Source organism: Rhodococcus sp. MSC1_016 (assembly GCF_023667485.2).
Lineage (GTDB): Bacteria > Actinomycetota > Actinomycetes > Mycobacteriales > Mycobacteriaceae > Rhodococcus_F > Rhodococcus_F oxybenzonivorans.
Map to the genome: position 1 here is coordinate 101,990 of NZ_JAMOZI020000002.1, position 15,395 is coordinate 117,384.

Below are 15,395 nucleotides of genomic sequence, written 5' to 3' on the forward strand. Positions count from 1 at the left end.
CCGTCAATCAGTGCGCATGCTTCAGCTGCTCACGTCTTTTCGATCGAGTAGACCAGCGCAAGTTGATCGCGAACTGCCGGGCCACACCTCAGTTTCTCTACACTTTCCCAAAGCCTTTGAGTGAATCGATCCTTCTTCATGCCGAACCTTTGAAATATCTCGTCCGGCGGAGGGCCTCCGAAGGGAGCCCAGATCTCGGCAAAGCGCAGAATCTCTAATTCCTCGCTCGGTTGACTACGAACCCCTACTCGGCGCTCTTTGAGCCTGCGGTGGCGGGCCGCTCGATAGGAACGCACTGCATCGGCAATGTCCGGAAGGTGCTCCGTGGTGTCGTCACCAAAAACCATTCTCGTATTCACATTCTCGTGTGCAGTCTCACTTGTTGGAGGAAATATCCCGAGTACGTTCAGCACGCGACACGCCCCAGTAGAGGATTGCCATACATAGAAGCATGATCGAGAGAACTAGATCTACTCGAAATCCCCACAAAGATCCGTGCTGCTCAGCTAAGGTCCCCGCCGTTGGAGCCCCCAAGGCGTTGCCAGCGATCATCGCGCTGGAAAGAACTGTCATGTAGAGCGTTTCGCGACCCGCCGGTGTGCGTGTGGCTGCAATCTCATAGATCGTGACAATGATTGGACCGACACCGAGGCCCAATAGGGCCAGTGCGCAGCCGAGATGCAAACTATTATCCATCATCGGTATCGCAAAGCACACCAAAACGCTCCAAATCGCTGAGATGAGCCAGCTTTGGTAGACGTTCAGACGCATCCGCAGCGCGCTTATTCCAATCGAGGCAACGCCCGACCCGATGCCGAAACCTGCATAGATCAGGCCCGCATCGGCAACTGCCCCGCGTTCGCCGGCGAAAGCAACAACAGAGTTCATCAATGCCCCGAGCAAGGCACCTACAATAATCATGCTCACTACCAGCGCTGCTCGATCTGGACGGAAGAATCCTTTGAGTGATTCAGCGGCATGCGTGCGATCGACCGCAGCCGGCAGCTCTGTCACGGTGTGGTGACGGCCGAACATGAAGCCGAACACGAGTACGATTCCAACACAGGCAATCAGCGGGGTCTCGATGAAGACGCGCGCGAGCAGTCCGACGATGACCGGACCAAACACGAATGTCAGCTCGTCGGCGAGTGTTTCGTAGCCAAATGCTGCACTCTGCGCCTTAGAGCGTTCGGTCTGCGAAACACGATTGTTGACAATGGCCGTCCATCGAACTCTTGCGAATGGTCCGATAGGAACAATAGTGAGTCCACACATACCACTAGCTGCTAGAAGCACTGGGAGACTTCCTCCGGCCGCGGCAAGAGTCGCTGCGATCGATAAGGAGTTCGCGACAACCAACACTTTGATTACCCGACTTTGCCCAAAGCGGTCTGCACAGCTGCCCGCGATTGCACCGCCTACCGATGCTCCAAGCGCGTAGCTTCCCGCCGCTAGTCCTCCCTGTGAGTACGAGTCACGGACGACAGCAACGTAACTGCTGATGCCGAGTGTAAGCATCGCAAAGGGAAGGCGCGCCAGGATGCCGATCGGCAAGAACAACAATCCCGACTGACGGCAGAGCCAAAAAAAGGGGCTCCTGGTGGAGGGTTCAGCATTTCGAAGCGACACTGGCAACCTTTGCATGGATACGCCGAAGCGGTGTGCCGACGTCCCTCCACACCGTCGACACCCAGACCCAATGACTAGGGCTGGAGCCCCGACATAACTGCGTGCAGTGATCAAGGTAGGACAGCACGCAGCTACCGTCAAGCGGTGTTTGCATGGGCGGGAAATGCCGCAACGCCCGTTCAGGCCGTTCGAAAACTCCCTTGTAGCAACGCAACGCGCAACCGCCAACGAATCTGCCGGAACTTAGAACGACTGAGAAGTCGTTGTTCGTTGTTCACCTCAAGCGACACATGCCCCGAAATATCGGTCCTCCGCTGCCCATTGGTCTAGCGCCGTTGTATCGCGGCACGCTCGATTGACACCCTGTAACGAATGGGAGAGTGTTCTTTACACACTGACCTTCGACTGGAAGCTGTGCATGGTCCACCATCAAGTGTGTGTTCGTGCCGGAATGAGGGACCGACACGTACTACGACGAAGCGCGGGACGTCTGTCCACGAACCGATCCCACACCCGAGACCGTGGCAGCCAGGGTCTTCTTCAAGTCTTAATTGCTACTACTGCACGAGTTCGGTCGATGTCGCTCCCACTAGAAAGTTCGAAAAATGACGGCTTCTATCCCGCGAAACGACGGGCCCGGCGCTACCTCGCAGCAGAGTCAGCCACGCCCCGCTCTTAACGGTCGGCTCGGCGTGGCCGGCATTATGTTCATGGTTATAGCGGCAGCGGCACCGCTGACTGTCATCGGGGGTGATGGGCTGCTTGCCATCGCTGATGGACCTGGACCCGGTGCCCCCGTGGGCTTTCTAATCGCAGGGTTCCTTCTTCTTCTGTTCGCTGTCGGGTTCGTGACGATGACACCGTTCGTCCCCGAAGCAGGCGCCTTCTTCTCCTACATCAACGTCGGCTTGGGCCCGCGGTGGGGGCTCGGCGCCGCGTTCACCGCTCTAGTGACATACACGGCTATTCAGGTAGGTATGTACGGGTACATGGGCTGGGCGCTAAATGATCTCATAGTTTTCTACGGTGGACCCAGCCTCCCGTGGTGGTTTTGGGCGTTCTCGATCCTTCTACTTGTGGGCGTACTCGGTTATCGAAATATCGAGCTTAGCTCCAAAGTCTTGGGTTTAGCACTTATCCTGGAGATCGCTGTAGTTGTCATTCTGGACGCGGTCGTCTTCATCCAAGGAGGCGAAGAGGGAATATCCGGGACGTCATTCAGTCTTGACGCCGTCAGCTCTGGTCCGCTAGGGATTGCTGTTCTCTTCGCCTTCGCTGGGTTTATGGGATTCGAAGCTACAGCGGTGTTTCGAGACGAGGCCCGGACACCGGACCGTACTATTCCTCGAGCCACTTATCTTTCGGTGGCTGTCGTAGGCGTGTTCTACACAGTCTCTTGTTGGGCAATCGTAGAGGCCTGGGGCCCGTCGAACGTCAAGGAAGTCGTTTCTCAGTCGCTGGCCTCCGACGGAAACGCACTACTCGACACCGCAGAACTATATGTGGGATCCACATTTCGAGATTTCATGCAGATTCTTCTCGTTACCAGCCTTTTTGCGTGCATTCTTTCATTTCACAATGTGATTTCTCGCTATCAATTCAACCTTGCCGGGAACGGATTGCTTCCTAAGACTCTTGCGAGCGTCCACCAGACCGAGAATTCACCCCACATATCCTCGCTCGTGCAGTCCGCCACTGCTCTCATTCTTATTGTTGTATTGGCCGGCGCAGGCCTGGATCCGCTCGTTGGCGTATTCGCGTCGATGGCTGGGATCTCCACGGTAGGCATGATTCTGCTACTGATACTGACATCGATATCTGTTCTCAACTTCTTCCGACGTAACACGACTGCACGCGATGGAAGGGTAGTCACAACATATTTGGTTCCGGCTCTGTCCACTGCCGGGATGTGTGTGGCACTGTACTTGGTGCTGTCGAACTTCACTATGGTTACCGATAAGTCTCTGCTGGTAAGTGCGATGCTTGCGTCCGTGCCGGTCATTGCGTTGGTGGTCGGGCTATGTAGTCGAATGTCGTCGCGGTTGGTGGCAGCATCGAGCGCCGAGGATGGATCCCGGAATGGCTGACAGCTCGTGAAGAAGGAGAACCTGACGATGACAAAGCGGCTTGTCGAGGTGGCTGGCGGCGAAGGTGCAGCGATTCAAGTCAACGACGGTGAGTACATCAGGATCGTCAATACACACGGCACGCAAGTCGTAGATTTCTGGGCCCATCGTCAAAACGACCCCAAGGAGCATCTCGGATTGAGTCAGTGCCGTGAAGTACTACAAAAGATATACTTCACTGAGGGTGACACCCTGTTAACCAACAGGTACAAGCCATGCCTGACCATCGTGCGCGACGATTCAGGGATAAGTCACGATACGCTGATCGCTCCATGCAGTGACTCCATGTACAGGTTTGCTGGTGCGGCCGATGGACATCGGAGTTGTGCTGACAATTACAGGGCAGCGTATCCATCATTCCCAGCCGAAGACCCACCCCAACCCTGGAATTTATTCATGACTGCGTCGATTGGTCCAAAAGGCGAAATTTCGTATTCCCGGCCGCCATTGCGTCCCGGAATGACGATTGAACTACGCGCCGACATGGCCATGACGATTGTGGTCTCCTCCTGCCCTGACGACTTTTACCCGACGAACGGTGGAGACGGCAGTCCACAGCCAGTACATCTTGAGATCGACTCAAATCTCCAGATAATCCACTAGAAAACTATCGGGAGATTGAGCGGATCATGATTATCAAGATTTCTGGGCTCCGAACAGAAGGTGAAGCAGGAAACCCTCAAGAGAACTTAGCCGAACTCAATCGAGCGGCGGAAACTGCCGCCAGCCACGGGTCGAATCTACTTATCACCCCGGAGCTGTTCGTCACAGGCTACGACATCGGAACGATGCTACTGACACTAGCCGAGCGCGATTGGCTAACTCCGGTCAGAGACATCGCTGTCGCTCACGATATCGCGTTGCTGGTCGGTCTTCCTGAGAAGATCCCTGGGGTCGGCGTGTTCAATAGCGCGGTCTTCGTCGACTCTAACGGTGACGTACTAGGTGTTCATAGGAAGACACATCTGTTTGGCGACATCGACAAGACTTACTTCGAGGCTGGAAATGAACCTGTGACGGTTGTTGATTTTCGCGGCGTTCGAGTCGGAGTCATGATTTGCTATGACGTGGAGTTCCCGGAGAATACGCGCATGGCTGCGCTCGCCGGAGCCGAACTCCTAGCTGTGCCCACCGCGCAAATGGAACCGTTCGAATTTGTAGCGGAGAATGTCATTCGGACACGTGCGTGGGAAAATCAAGTCTATGTGGCCTACGTAAACCATACTGGAAGGGAGGGTGACACCTCGTACGTAGGACGCAGCAGCATCGTCGGTCCGGACGCCTCCGTGCTCGATCAGCTGCAGATGGAAACCGGGCTAATCCATGCCACCGTCGACACAACACGTGTGCAGCGAGCACAGAGGCAGAATCCATACCTATCTGACATTCGCCCTGGCCTCTACCACTCGCTCGTGCGAGGCAAGTTGGCTGAGTAGCAACCGCAATAGCCAGCGCCGTGATGCCAAACGTCCTGGACTGCAACGCAAACAGCGGAGGGTCTTCTGCTGCGCTCTTCGAACCGAAGTGTCGCGCGGCAGCGCGAGCGAAGACGGGGCACGCTCGGCGCTGCATCAACCAATTGGAAGGTACCACCCTACCGAAGTTTCCACGACGGCGATGTCGAGAGTGCCGACGCGCGTGTCGAGGCCCTGTGGCGGCGGGTGTCTGTTTCGGGAGCTGGTGCGGTCCGCGCAGCGTTCGACGCAACTGGTGCAACTGGCACTGTCGACCTCGGCCCCGTCAGCTCCGCGCTAAGGTGGCTAGCAGGCACGGCGAACACGCTGGCGTGGGTGAGCCGACAGGTCAGGACGTTCCGCAGGCCGCTGTGGGCAGTAGTCATCGAGTGCTCTTTCGTCGAGTCGAGTTGGTAGTTTTCTTGCAGAATCACGTGATCACTGCCCAACTTCCGCTCCGACAGCCGATGCAGTCCTCATCCGGCTCGCACACCAACTTGCTAGTACCCCCGATCGCAGTCAACGAGTTCCTCGCTCCGCATCGTCGGCGCTGCAGCGACTTCGCGCGTGACGCCGACTACGTGCGCGGTGTGCTGCGTGATGGGAACCGCCGTACTAACGAGGAGGCAACGCACACCCTCGACGATGTGCACGCTGCAATGGGAACGGTGTAGGGACGATGCCTGACCTGAGGTGCCCACACACCAATCCACGCTCACGCTGATGCCAGGTTGATGGACCGCCACAAATGCCCCGCTCACCCCGGCCGGAAGGCTACGGCTCGTTCAGCGGTGCGAGCATCACCGATCGGGCACGTCGCCGCAGAGGCCGGTATCTCTCGCCGGTGTCTGTCGAAGTGGGTGAACCGGTACCGCTCCGGCGGTGAAGCCGGGCTGCAAGACCGCGCCAGCGTCCTGCGCCACCAGCCGGCCACCGTCGACCCGGGACTTGGTCGCCAAGATCGAGATAATTCGTCGGCAGCGGAAATGGTCGGCCCGCCGCATCGCCGGCGAGCTTCAGGACGCGGGCCACACCGTCTCCCGTCGCCACGGTCGGCAGATGGCTTGTGCGCCAGGGCATCAACCGGCGCCGTTTCATCGACCCGAATGGAGCCTGTGAGCGCCACGCCGCCCGATATCCGGACCATTGGTGCACGACGAGGTGAAGAAGGTCGGCCGCATCCCCGACACGGGCGGATGGCGCATGCACGGGCGCGGCAGCACTCACGCCAAATCCGTCAACCGGACGTACAGGCGTGGCACCCCCACCGGATATGTGTGCCCGCACTCGGTCGTCGACGGGTTCTCTCACCTCTCCCACACCGAGGCGCTGCCAGACGAGGGCGCGTCACCGTAGTTGGTCTCATCAACAGGGCGGAACTGTTCTTCGCTGCCCACGGCATCGCCCTGTTTACCAGGGTTGTCACGGACAGCGGTGCCTGCTAGCGCTCGACGATGCTCGCGCACCATCCGCCCCTACACCCCACGTCACAAACGGCTAGGTCGAGCGCTACAACCGCCTTGCCGAGGCGTTCCTCCACGCCGGCGATTTGGACCAGCGACGACTAACGCGCTCGGTCGCTGAACGCCTTAAACATCCACTACCACTACCACTACCACTACCACTACCACTACCACTACCACTACCACTACCACTAGCATCGACCCACACTCCACCGGGAACCGCCACCAGCGACCCGGCTCCACACCGGTCACCAATGTCATGAGCACTAACAACGGGTGAGGGACGCGAGCCGCAGGCAAGGAAGCGTTGCGCTGCCTGAAGAGAAGCCTCTCGGACGATGCTCAACCTGCAGCTCTCTACGATTCATCACCAGAACCAGCGGCAGGCCCGGTGGGCACGTCTCACGTCCGGTGCGGCTGGCTACACCCCACACCGGCACCGCGGAGCAGTCACTCGACCCATCAAATCTCACACAACAACGAAGCCAAACATTGCGGCTTGACACGGAGAGGCGCCACCCTCATGGACATGACTGTGGCAACCACTCACATCTTTTGCGCTCCCTGTCAGGCGACGGGAATTCCCGAGATCAAACCCCCGTCAACGGCGAGCTCTGCTCCCGTAATGTAGCTCGACTCATCGGAGGCCAGGAAAAGAACAGCGTTCGAGACCTCGATGGGCGCCGCACTGCGGCCAAGGGGGATTCGGAGCGAGCTCGCAGAGAAGCCCTTCGTCATTGGTGTGTCGATATGGCCGGGGTGAACTGAGTTCACGCGAACGCCGCCCGCCGCTAACTGAAGCGCCCCTGATTGTGTGAGACCTCGTACTCCGAATTTGGTCGCGGAGTAGCCGATGGCCTGGTGACTTCCGCGGAGCCCTTCAACTGACGAAATGTTGACGATTGAGCCACTGCCGTGCTCAATCATCACGCTGGCGACTGCCCGCATTCCGTAGAATGTTCCTGAGAGGTTCACATCGATGATCGTCTTCCACTCGTCAATGGGATAATCAACGAGTGGGTGCCCCGATGCGACTCCTGCGTTGTTTACAAGAACATCCACTCTGCCGAACTCTTCGATAACGTACTCGACTGAGCGCTGCCAACATTCAGGGTCTCTGACGTCCAGATTCAGGTAGAGAGCGGCTGGTCCGATCGCGTCAGCAAGCGCCTCCCCCGGTCCGTCCAGGACGTCGGCTATGACAACTCTTGCCCCCTCAGCCGCGAGTGTGCGCGAGTGGCTTTCGCCCATCCCGCGGGCGCCTCCGGTCACAATCGCAACCTTGTCGGCGACGCGTCCGTTCGTGGTCTTCATACCGTTGCTGTCCTTAATCGGGCGCGCCGCCATCGACGCTATGCGAACGTGGATGATTTGTGAAAGTGTGATCTTTAAGGATTTGGCGAGGATGGTGTTCGATGCCATGGTTTATCAGCCATGTCGACTTGGTTCGGTGCGATTCTCCGGTTGCTTCGGCGACGCACTGTATCTTCACCTAGTCCCTAGCTGTGGTACGCGGGCACAAGGATTGCCGCCTTTCCAGCTGGTTGAGGTGAGCACCCGGCCGGTCTGGGCGTGGACGGAGCAGAATTTCAGCTACAGTCAGCGAGCAACGTCGATCCGTGTGAGCTGATTGTCCACTCGCCCTCATGGCAGATGAACTCGTCGTGAATCTCGGCAATTCGGCTCGGCACCATCGGGTTCGGACCACTAAGCACAAACAGAACTAGCGTTCCGGTCGATCGAACGGAACCGTCCCGTTCCGACCAAAGCCGTAGATTCGTTACAACATGGCGTGTTCGACGGTCGCGTTGCGCTTGTCGCTTCGCCAGCGCAGCTTGGATCTCTTCGGTTCCGCGATTAGTCCGCGTCGGCGTCTGGAAAACCGCATCGGCACTGAAGAGTCCAATTGCTTCCTCCGCGCGACCGCCGTCGACAAACTCATACATCCGGTGCAATAGTGCACGACATCGTGACTCAACTTCGCCTGGCAGCCGGAATGGCAACTCACCTGCGGTGTCCGCATCTATTTCTAATGACATGTGGTGTAACCCTCTCGCGAATCGCTTAGCAAATCGTCGTGCTCAATCACAAATCAGACCACCTGGTTCTCAATGGTCCCTACCCCTTCAACATCTACTCGCACGACAGATCCGCTCCGAAGGAATTTGCCCTGCTTGTGGCCGACTCCACCGGGAGTGCCCGTACTAATGACATCGCCGGGGAGCAAAGTGGTTCGATGCGAGAGGAAGCTGATCAAGTGAGGAATCGACCAGATCAGTTCAGATGTCCTCGCCTCCTGCCTGAGCTCGCCATCCACCCATGTTCGCAACAGGAGATCCTCAGGGTCATCGAACTCGTCAATTGAAACCAATGCCGGGCCCATAGGCATGAAGGAATCGAAGCTCTTTGCCATATTCACGTTGGCCGGTTGATTACCGATTTCCCCTCTTTGAATGTCACGCGCACTTACATCATTAACGACTGTGAAACCCGCAACATGTCCCCATGCAGCCTCCTCGCTGATTGCGGAGGCGCGACTTTCGATCACAACGGCAAGTTCACCTTCGTAATCCAACTTGTCGGGCGCAATCGATGGACGGTGGATGGGGTCGAAAGGCCCCGTTACCGCGCTTGGAGCAACGAGCGAGGCGAAAGGTTCTCGGGTTTCCTCTTGCCCTGTCTCGATGCGGTGAGCATGGTACGCCCACCCCATGATCCAGATCTTAGAGGGACTGAGTACGGGTGCCAGGAGATGCACGGCCGACATTGGAACCTGCGCCGTAGCGGTTTTTGTCGTCAACGAGGTGACGGTCTCACCTGCCGCAAAGGCCGCTCCGAGGTCCTTGTACGGTGTGTCAAGGAGCGAAATGTTGCTGCCAGTGAGAAGGCCGATGCCGTCCGTCGTGGTCACAAGTTGAGTCATCGTTCATGCCTTCGGATTGTGGGGGGACATAGGCGTGCAGCAGCATCAGCCTGGAATTGCGAGCAACCTGTCGAGCGGCTCGCCGGCGCGCAGTCGCCCTACAAAGTCGGCCGGATCGAGCTCCACGCCCGACGGATTGCGTCGGAACTTCTCCGAGCCGTAGTACTCGCTTTCATCCTCACGGGTGGCGAAGTTCGAGCACGTCAGCTCGATGATGTTCTGATCAGGATCTCGGTAGTAGAAACTCGTCAGCGGCCCATGATTGGCGGATCGGTGTGGCAGGAAGCCCTGGTCCGAGAGTTGCTCGAACTTGGTTGCCAAATCGTTGAGGGATGACATCATGAATTGGAAGTGATGCAAACCCGGCCCGGTCGAGTCGACCGCTAAATCGGGTACTTCGAACAGTGCGAGAATTTGGTTGTATGGGTGCTCGTCCTCGTGGACTTTGAAGAACGCGAGTCGAACATCCGAAGCGCGTTCCTGGCCGCCCACATCCGTCTTTCGCGTGTCCGGGGAGGGTTTCCGTTCCAGGAACGGACCGTGACCGAGTAGTAGCTCGTACCAATGCTGAAGCGGCTCAAGCGATCGCGTTTTCAGGACGAGTTCTGACATTCTCAACTGCACCTGGCCTCCGCCCTGGCCGGGCCCTTCGACGTTGGGGTGATTTGCGGCAGTCATAGTTCCACTCCTTCGCTATATGTTTCGTGAGTCATCTCATCGCTAAGATCCTGCGGTGTTGCGAATCCGCAGACGCGGTCCAACAACGGACCCGTCTCGTTTGGTAGAGCCGCTCCGCGCCAAGCGACATGTCCATCTGGCCGCACCAGCACCAGTGGGTATGCGTAAAGCGCGGCGGCTTCGCGTCCAGAATCTGTCAGCGGATCGATGTCAAGCACTGTGATGGGTACTCCCCTATCACGGGCGGCATCAGTCAGGTCGTCGACAGTAAGTTCCTTGACGAATCGAACTAGGGTGAATCCAATTCCGAAATGGTCCAGAATTGAGACGTTTTCGCTAATCCAGACGTGTGGGGCCCTAGATCCTGGTTCGGTCGATGGTACGTATATGTCGGGTCGGTCCTCTGTGTGTGGGCCATCGTCAGGCACGCAGATCGGGGAGTTGGTGTAGCGATATCCGAGTTGGACTCCGACCGTGGTGAACTCTCGTGTGCGCAATCGGACGATCTCTTCGCTCGCAAGGGCGCGCGCCCTCGATCCGTGGCTGCTGTCGTCGTCGAGTGCGACGCCGTGCGGGACCTGCTGGTCGAGATGCCAGTTTTCTGCGGCCCATCGGTTGTTACGTTTTGCGATTGGGCGTCGTTCTGTTTCGTAGCTTTCGAGTAGGCCCTCGCCGCCCCAGCCGTCGATGATCGCTGCGAGCTTCCATCCGATGTCGACCGCATCGCCGATACCTGTGTTAGCTCCGAATCCACCTTTTGGCCAACGTAAATGGGCCGCGTCACCGGCGATGAAGATCCGACCGTGCCGGTATCTCTGCGCAACGACCTCGTGCCCAGTCCAGCGTTGCGCTTGGAGGATCTCTACATCTACCTCCGTGCCAACGGTGTCCCGGACAAGCACCCTAGCGTCGGGGTCTCTACCCGAGTTCGGGACGTAGACGGAGCATCGCCACAGGCAATCGCCGTCGACGGTGGTCAGATACGGTCGCGACGCCGAAAGAACGGTGTGGATCTGTCCGACCTGTCCGAGTCCGACCTCGTCTAGCAGTTCTCGCAGGTTTCGAGACTTGAAGTAGATTGCGTAGTTGTGGCCCAGGGCGAAGGCGCCTTGGAGCTTGGTTCCGATCGACTCGCGAACGAAGCTCCGCGCGCCGTCACACCCAACGACGTACGCAGCACGGATGGGGACTGTGCTGTCGGTCTTCGAATCTATAAGGACTGCTGTGACCCCATCTGGTTCTTGTTTCAAGTCTGCCACCCGATGGCCGTAGCGCAGCGTCACAGATTCGCGTGCAGCGGCAGTCTCCGCAAGAAGTGGATCAAGCTTGAACTTTGCTTGCATCATGGGACGCTCAGGGGACGGGAACTCTCCCGCGACGGTGTTCGTGGCTGCACCGAATCTCGCCAGGACGTGGCCGACCACACTGGTCGCAAACACGACGTCAGTCCGATAGCCTACCGGAGGCCAACCTAAGCCCCGGGCCCTCTCTGCAATGCCCCACCGTCGCATGTGTTCAAGCGAGCGCGAGAAGATGTGCTCGCCTGCAGGAAAACGGATCTCACCGTTCCCGGCTTCGGCCAGGGTGCACGAGACCCCGCGCCAGCCGAGTTCATTCGCTAGGGAAAGTCCGACCGGACCACCTCCCACGATGAGTACCTGTGTGTCGACAGGCCTCTGGTCACTCACTTCTGCGCTCCTCGCAACAACTGTTCAGCGGTACCGGATACTTCGACGGGCCGTGACTGCGCTGCCTGTTACCTCGTATCGGCAGCTGAGAATCGCGTCGCGATGTCCGGTCCGATTTTGACGGCGGATTTCCCCGTGATCGAGAACGGTAGGCGCTTCTTGATTCCGCGTCAAGAAGAAATTTGTGGTCCGATGATCGCGGCCGGTCGCCCGGTCCCCGGAGACTGGGTGGTGGCGGACAGATTGCCACCGCCCAACGAGGGGACCCGATGGCGGGGAAGTGGGATCTGCGGGGTGGGGAGTACCAACGACAGCTGATCGACGGCTTGATCTATCTGGACTTTTCCGATAGAACTCTGCCCAGCGTGAAGTGATTCACGTCTCAACGACGCGTTGGTGCGGTGCTATGTGCCGCTCGTCGATCGCTTTGTCATCTTGACGAAACACCAAGACGCCCCTTCCCTCTGCCACCAAAGCGGGACACGGTCGACACCAGCCGCACATCGGCCTGCCACTTCCAGAAAATCGAAAGGCAAGAGATGAGCACACGCGAACAATCCGTACGATCGACACCACGAGAAGGACACGCGCCCGAAATTCGGCGGGTTGTGTTCTCAAGCTATCTCGGAAACACAATTGAGTATTACGATTTCATCCTCTACGGGTCGGCCAGTGCACTTCTATTCGGCCCCCTGTTCTTCTCCGACCTAAGCTCGAGCTGGGCTTTCGCTGCGTCGTTCGCCACCCTCGCGACCGGCTACATTGCCCGGCCCTTGGGCGGGGTGATCTTTGGATTCATCGGAGACCGAGTTGGTCGCAAACCAGTCCTGCTTGCGACCATGCTGCTGATGGGCGTGTCCAGCGGTCTAATCGGCGCACTCCCGACCTACGCCTCTGCTGGCGTAATTGCGCCGATTCTCTTGGTTACTCTCCGAGTGCTACAGGGATTTGCGGTGGGCGGCGAATGGGGAGGCGCGGCGTTGATGATTGCCGAACACGCACCACCCGAGAGCCGTGGCCGGTACGCCGCTATCGGACAGTCCGGCCTCGCCTCGGGCGGCCTGCTATCCACCGTGGCGCTGGCGTTGGTCACCCAACTGCCCGATAGCGCGTTGTACTCCTGGGGCTGGCGACTGCCGTTCTTGGCTAGCTTCGCGCTTGTGCTCGTTGGCCTATACGTTCGCCGTCGCGTGAGCGAGAGCCCGCTGTTTCGTGAGCTTGGGGAACGCGAGGATAACGTCAGGACCAAGTATCGGATTCGGATGATCCGACTACGTCCGCTTCTGCGAGGATTTGCGATCACTCTTCCACCACTTGTTGCATCTACCATCGTCGGCGCATTTGCCGTCTCGTACTCGGTCAAGGCGGGTTTCACACCATCGACAACTCTTGTCGCTTTGTGCGCCGCATGGGCGTTGTCGATCGTCTCAATGCCCTGCTATGGGCGCCTATCGGATCGGGTGGGCCGCCGCCCCGTGTACATCACCGCTGCGCTCGCTTTTGCCGCTCTGTCGTACCCGTTCTTCTGGCTAATCGATACAGGTTCCGTACCCCTGCTCTTCGCTGCATTTCTCGTGATGTTCTCGCTGGTCACGGTCGCGATGACCGCAGTCGTCGGATCCCTGCTGGTTGAATTGTTCCCTACCGAGGCGCGATTCACGGCGGTCTCTGTTGCCTACCAGGGTGGGGCAATCGTTGGTGGCCTAGCGCCGATCGCAGCAACTGGGCTACTTGCATTACCAGTGGGAGCAGGTGGCGTGTCGGCCCTTCTTGCCGGCGTCGCCTTGATCGCTATTATCGCTGCCTGGACTGCACCGGAGTCTCGCGGGTCCACGCTCCGCGGAGAGGTGGGTCGCACGGCGACGGAAGATAAGCGCTCGTAGCTTGCAGACGCGTTCCGGACCGGCGTTCGCGCTGGGATGCCGCTAAGCGGCAGACAAGTCGAGCATCGACGCGGAGCGTGTAATGTTGCGAGCCAGCCCGGGCCCAACTTAAGGGTCGACGACACTTTCTTGAGGATGGCGAGTTGCCCCGGAATCGGCGGGATATTCCGCGCGAGGAGCGGCTGTCAGCACTGCTCGACGTAGCGCAACGACTCTTCGTCGATCGTACATTTGACGCCGTCACCATGGCTGAGATCGCGAGGCAATCCGGCGTCAAGAGCGGCGCGGTGTATTGGTATTTTCCGACCAAAGATCACGTGTTGGCCGCTGTTATGGAGCGAGCGAGCGCTGCCTTGTGGCGAGGGCTCGACGAACTTCCCGCCGATGTCGCCCCCGCGGATCGACTCGTCTATTTCCTCACCAGCCTTCGCCCCTTGCGGAGCATCCATGTCGCGATGCACTCGCGCATGGCGAGATCGGATGTAGTTGCCGATGCCCACCTCGTTCTGATGAGCCGATTTCGGGAGCTTGCAATGTCGGCCTTAGACATGAGCGATGGCGAGTTTGACCGTTCGCTAGCTGTAGAAGCTCTGTGTGCCGCCTTCGAGGGGGCCAACATGGATCCCGATCTTGAACGTTCGGGGACGGAAATCGTGCAATTCCTTCTGACCCGAGTGCTGCTTCGTCAGGGCCGGGAGGCTCCGCGACATATGTGACTGTGCCCCGGGGTGGTACGGATCGTTGGCGGGAATCTATCCCTCGACTGACGAGGGTGGAGTCAGCGTTAGCCCGTGATCCAGGGCTGCAGTGGGCGGCAGCTCCTTGGCCTCTTGACTCTCAGTCATGACATGTTCTTAACTATTACCCGAGATGGCCGAGCTCGGCTGTCTTCAGTGAGATGAAGGAAGACCATGACTGAACTCTCGGACGGCGTATCCACCCGTCCCCTGCCCAGCCTTGACTCGACTGGCCGCTCTGCTCTTTTCACCGACGCGCGGACTGCGAACACCTTCGCCGATATCCCGGTGACCGATGCCGAACTGACTGAGATCTGGGAACTCGCCCGCTGGGCGCCAACCGCAGCCAACACGCAGCCCCTACGAATCACATTCGTAGGCAGAGGCGAAGGACGCGATCGACTCGTACCTCACATGGATGAGGGAAACCGGGCGAAAACAGCGTCCGCGCCAGCGGTGGCAGTCCTCGCTGTCGATACCCGCTTCCACGAACACGTACCTACGCTACTGCCCTTCCGCCCTGAGTTGCGTGACGCATTCGAAGCAAACGAGGAACTTCGAACAAACACGGGGCGGTTCAACTCCGCACTTCAGGCCGGATATTTCATCCTCGCGGTGCGTTCGGTAGGACTTGCCGCCGGCCCGATGGGTGGATTCGACGCGAAGGGGATCGATGCCGAGTTCTTCCCCGATGGCCAGTGGCAGTCGATTCTCGTTGTGAACATCGGGCACCCCGGCGAGACGCCCTGGCTCGACCGGCTACCCCGACTCGAGCAGTCCGATGTCGTCCGGTGGGCTTGACAGAACGGGAGCA

At 58.7% G+C, this 15,395-nt stretch carries 14 protein-coding genes and 1 pseudogene; 8 read left to right on the forward strand and 7 right to left on the reverse strand.

The genetic code is table 11. The features are described from left to right. Nucleotides 1-29: 29 nt before the first annotated feature. Both L1080_RS32830 and L1080_RS32835 read right to left on the reverse strand, forming a co-directional pair. Complete coding sequence (locus tag L1080_RS32830; RefSeq protein ID WP_271208956.1) at nt 30-347, reverse strand: hypothetical protein; 318 nt, start codon at nt 345-347, stop codon at nt 30-32. Between the two features lie 28 nt (nt 348-375). Beyond that, a complete protein-coding gene (locus L1080_RS32835; protein ID WP_374435523.1) occupies nt 376-1,644 on the reverse strand; it encodes an MFS transporter in 1,269 nt (422 codons plus the stop codon). A 590-nt stretch (nt 1,645-2,234) separates the two neighbouring features. Here L1080_RS32835 and L1080_RS32840 point away from each other — a divergent pair. From L1080_RS32840 to L1080_RS32860, 5 genes and pseudogenes are all read left to right on the forward strand, one after another. After that, on the forward strand, nt 2,235-3,716 hold the full coding sequence (locus L1080_RS32840; protein WP_250776508.1) for an APC family permease: 1,482 nt from the start codon (nt 2,235-2,237) through the stop codon (nt 3,714-3,716). 27 nt (nt 3,717-3,743) lie between these two features. Then, complete coding sequence (locus L1080_RS32845; protein WP_250776509.1) at nt 3,744-4,358, forward strand: DUF1989 domain-containing protein; 615 nt, start codon at nt 3,744-3,746, stop codon at nt 4,356-4,358. Nucleotides 4,359-4,384: 26 nt separating this feature from the next. Then, nucleotides 4,385-5,191: a carbon-nitrogen hydrolase family protein gene (locus tag L1080_RS32850; RefSeq protein WP_250776510.1), complete on the forward strand. Its 807-nt coding sequence runs from the start codon at nt 4,385-4,387 to the stop codon at nt 5,189-5,191. Nucleotides 5,192-5,943: 752 nt separating this feature from the next. After that, nucleotides 5,944-6,102 (forward strand): annotated as a pseudogene (locus tag L1080_RS32855) (helix-turn-helix domain-containing protein); the annotation flags it as partial. 256 nt (nt 6,103-6,358) lie between these two features. Next, a complete protein-coding gene (locus L1080_RS32860; RefSeq protein ID WP_374435543.1) occupies nt 6,359-6,565 on the forward strand; it encodes a hypothetical protein in 207 nt (68 codons plus the stop codon). 674 nt (nt 6,566-7,239) lie between these two features. On the opposite strand, the gene L1080_RS32865 is transcribed toward L1080_RS32860, so the two are convergent. The 5 genes from L1080_RS32865 to L1080_RS32885 form a co-directional block, all read right to left on the reverse strand. Next, on the reverse strand, nt 7,240-7,986 hold the full coding sequence (locus L1080_RS32865; RefSeq protein WP_250776533.1) for a glucose 1-dehydrogenase: 747 nt from the start codon (nt 7,984-7,986) through the stop codon (nt 7,240-7,242). A gap of 275 nt (nt 7,987-8,261) precedes the next feature. Beyond that, on the reverse strand, nt 8,262-8,711 hold the full coding sequence (locus tag L1080_RS32870) for a nuclear transport factor 2 family protein (protein WP_374435526.1): 450 nt from the start codon (nt 8,709-8,711) through the stop codon (nt 8,262-8,264). 53 nt (nt 8,712-8,764) lie between these two features. Then, nucleotides 8,765-9,595, reverse strand: coding sequence for a fumarylacetoacetate hydrolase family protein (locus L1080_RS32875; protein WP_250776511.1), 831 nt, complete (start codon nt 9,593-9,595; stop codon nt 8,765-8,767). A 45-nt stretch (nt 9,596-9,640) separates the two neighbouring features. Then, on the reverse strand, nt 9,641-10,207 hold the full coding sequence (locus tag L1080_RS32880) for a VOC family protein (RefSeq protein WP_284708811.1): 567 nt from the start codon (nt 10,205-10,207) through the stop codon (nt 9,641-9,643). 62 nt (nt 10,208-10,269) lie between these two features. After that, nucleotides 10,270-11,961, reverse strand: coding sequence for an FAD-dependent monooxygenase (locus L1080_RS32885; protein ID WP_250776513.1), 1,692 nt, complete (start codon nt 11,959-11,961; stop codon nt 10,270-10,272). A gap of 539 nt (nt 11,962-12,500) precedes the next feature. Here L1080_RS32885 and L1080_RS32890 point away from each other — a divergent pair. From L1080_RS32890 to L1080_RS32900, 3 genes are all read left to right on the forward strand, one after another. Beyond that, nucleotides 12,501-13,844 carry an MFS transporter gene (locus L1080_RS32890; RefSeq protein ID WP_250776514.1) on the forward strand — a complete coding sequence of 448 codons (1,344 nt, stop codon included), beginning with the start codon at nt 12,501-12,503 and terminating at the stop codon, nt 13,842-13,844. Nucleotides 13,845-13,987: 143 nt separating this feature from the next. Further along, a complete protein-coding gene (locus L1080_RS32895) occupies nt 13,988-14,560 on the forward strand; it encodes a TetR/AcrR family transcriptional regulator (protein ID WP_250776515.1) in 573 nt (190 codons plus the stop codon). Nucleotides 14,561-14,755: 195 nt separating this feature from the next. Then, nucleotides 14,756-15,382, forward strand: coding sequence for a malonic semialdehyde reductase (locus tag L1080_RS32900; protein WP_250776516.1), 627 nt, complete (start codon nt 14,756-14,758; stop codon nt 15,380-15,382). Nucleotides 15,383-15,395: the final 13 nt, after the last annotated feature.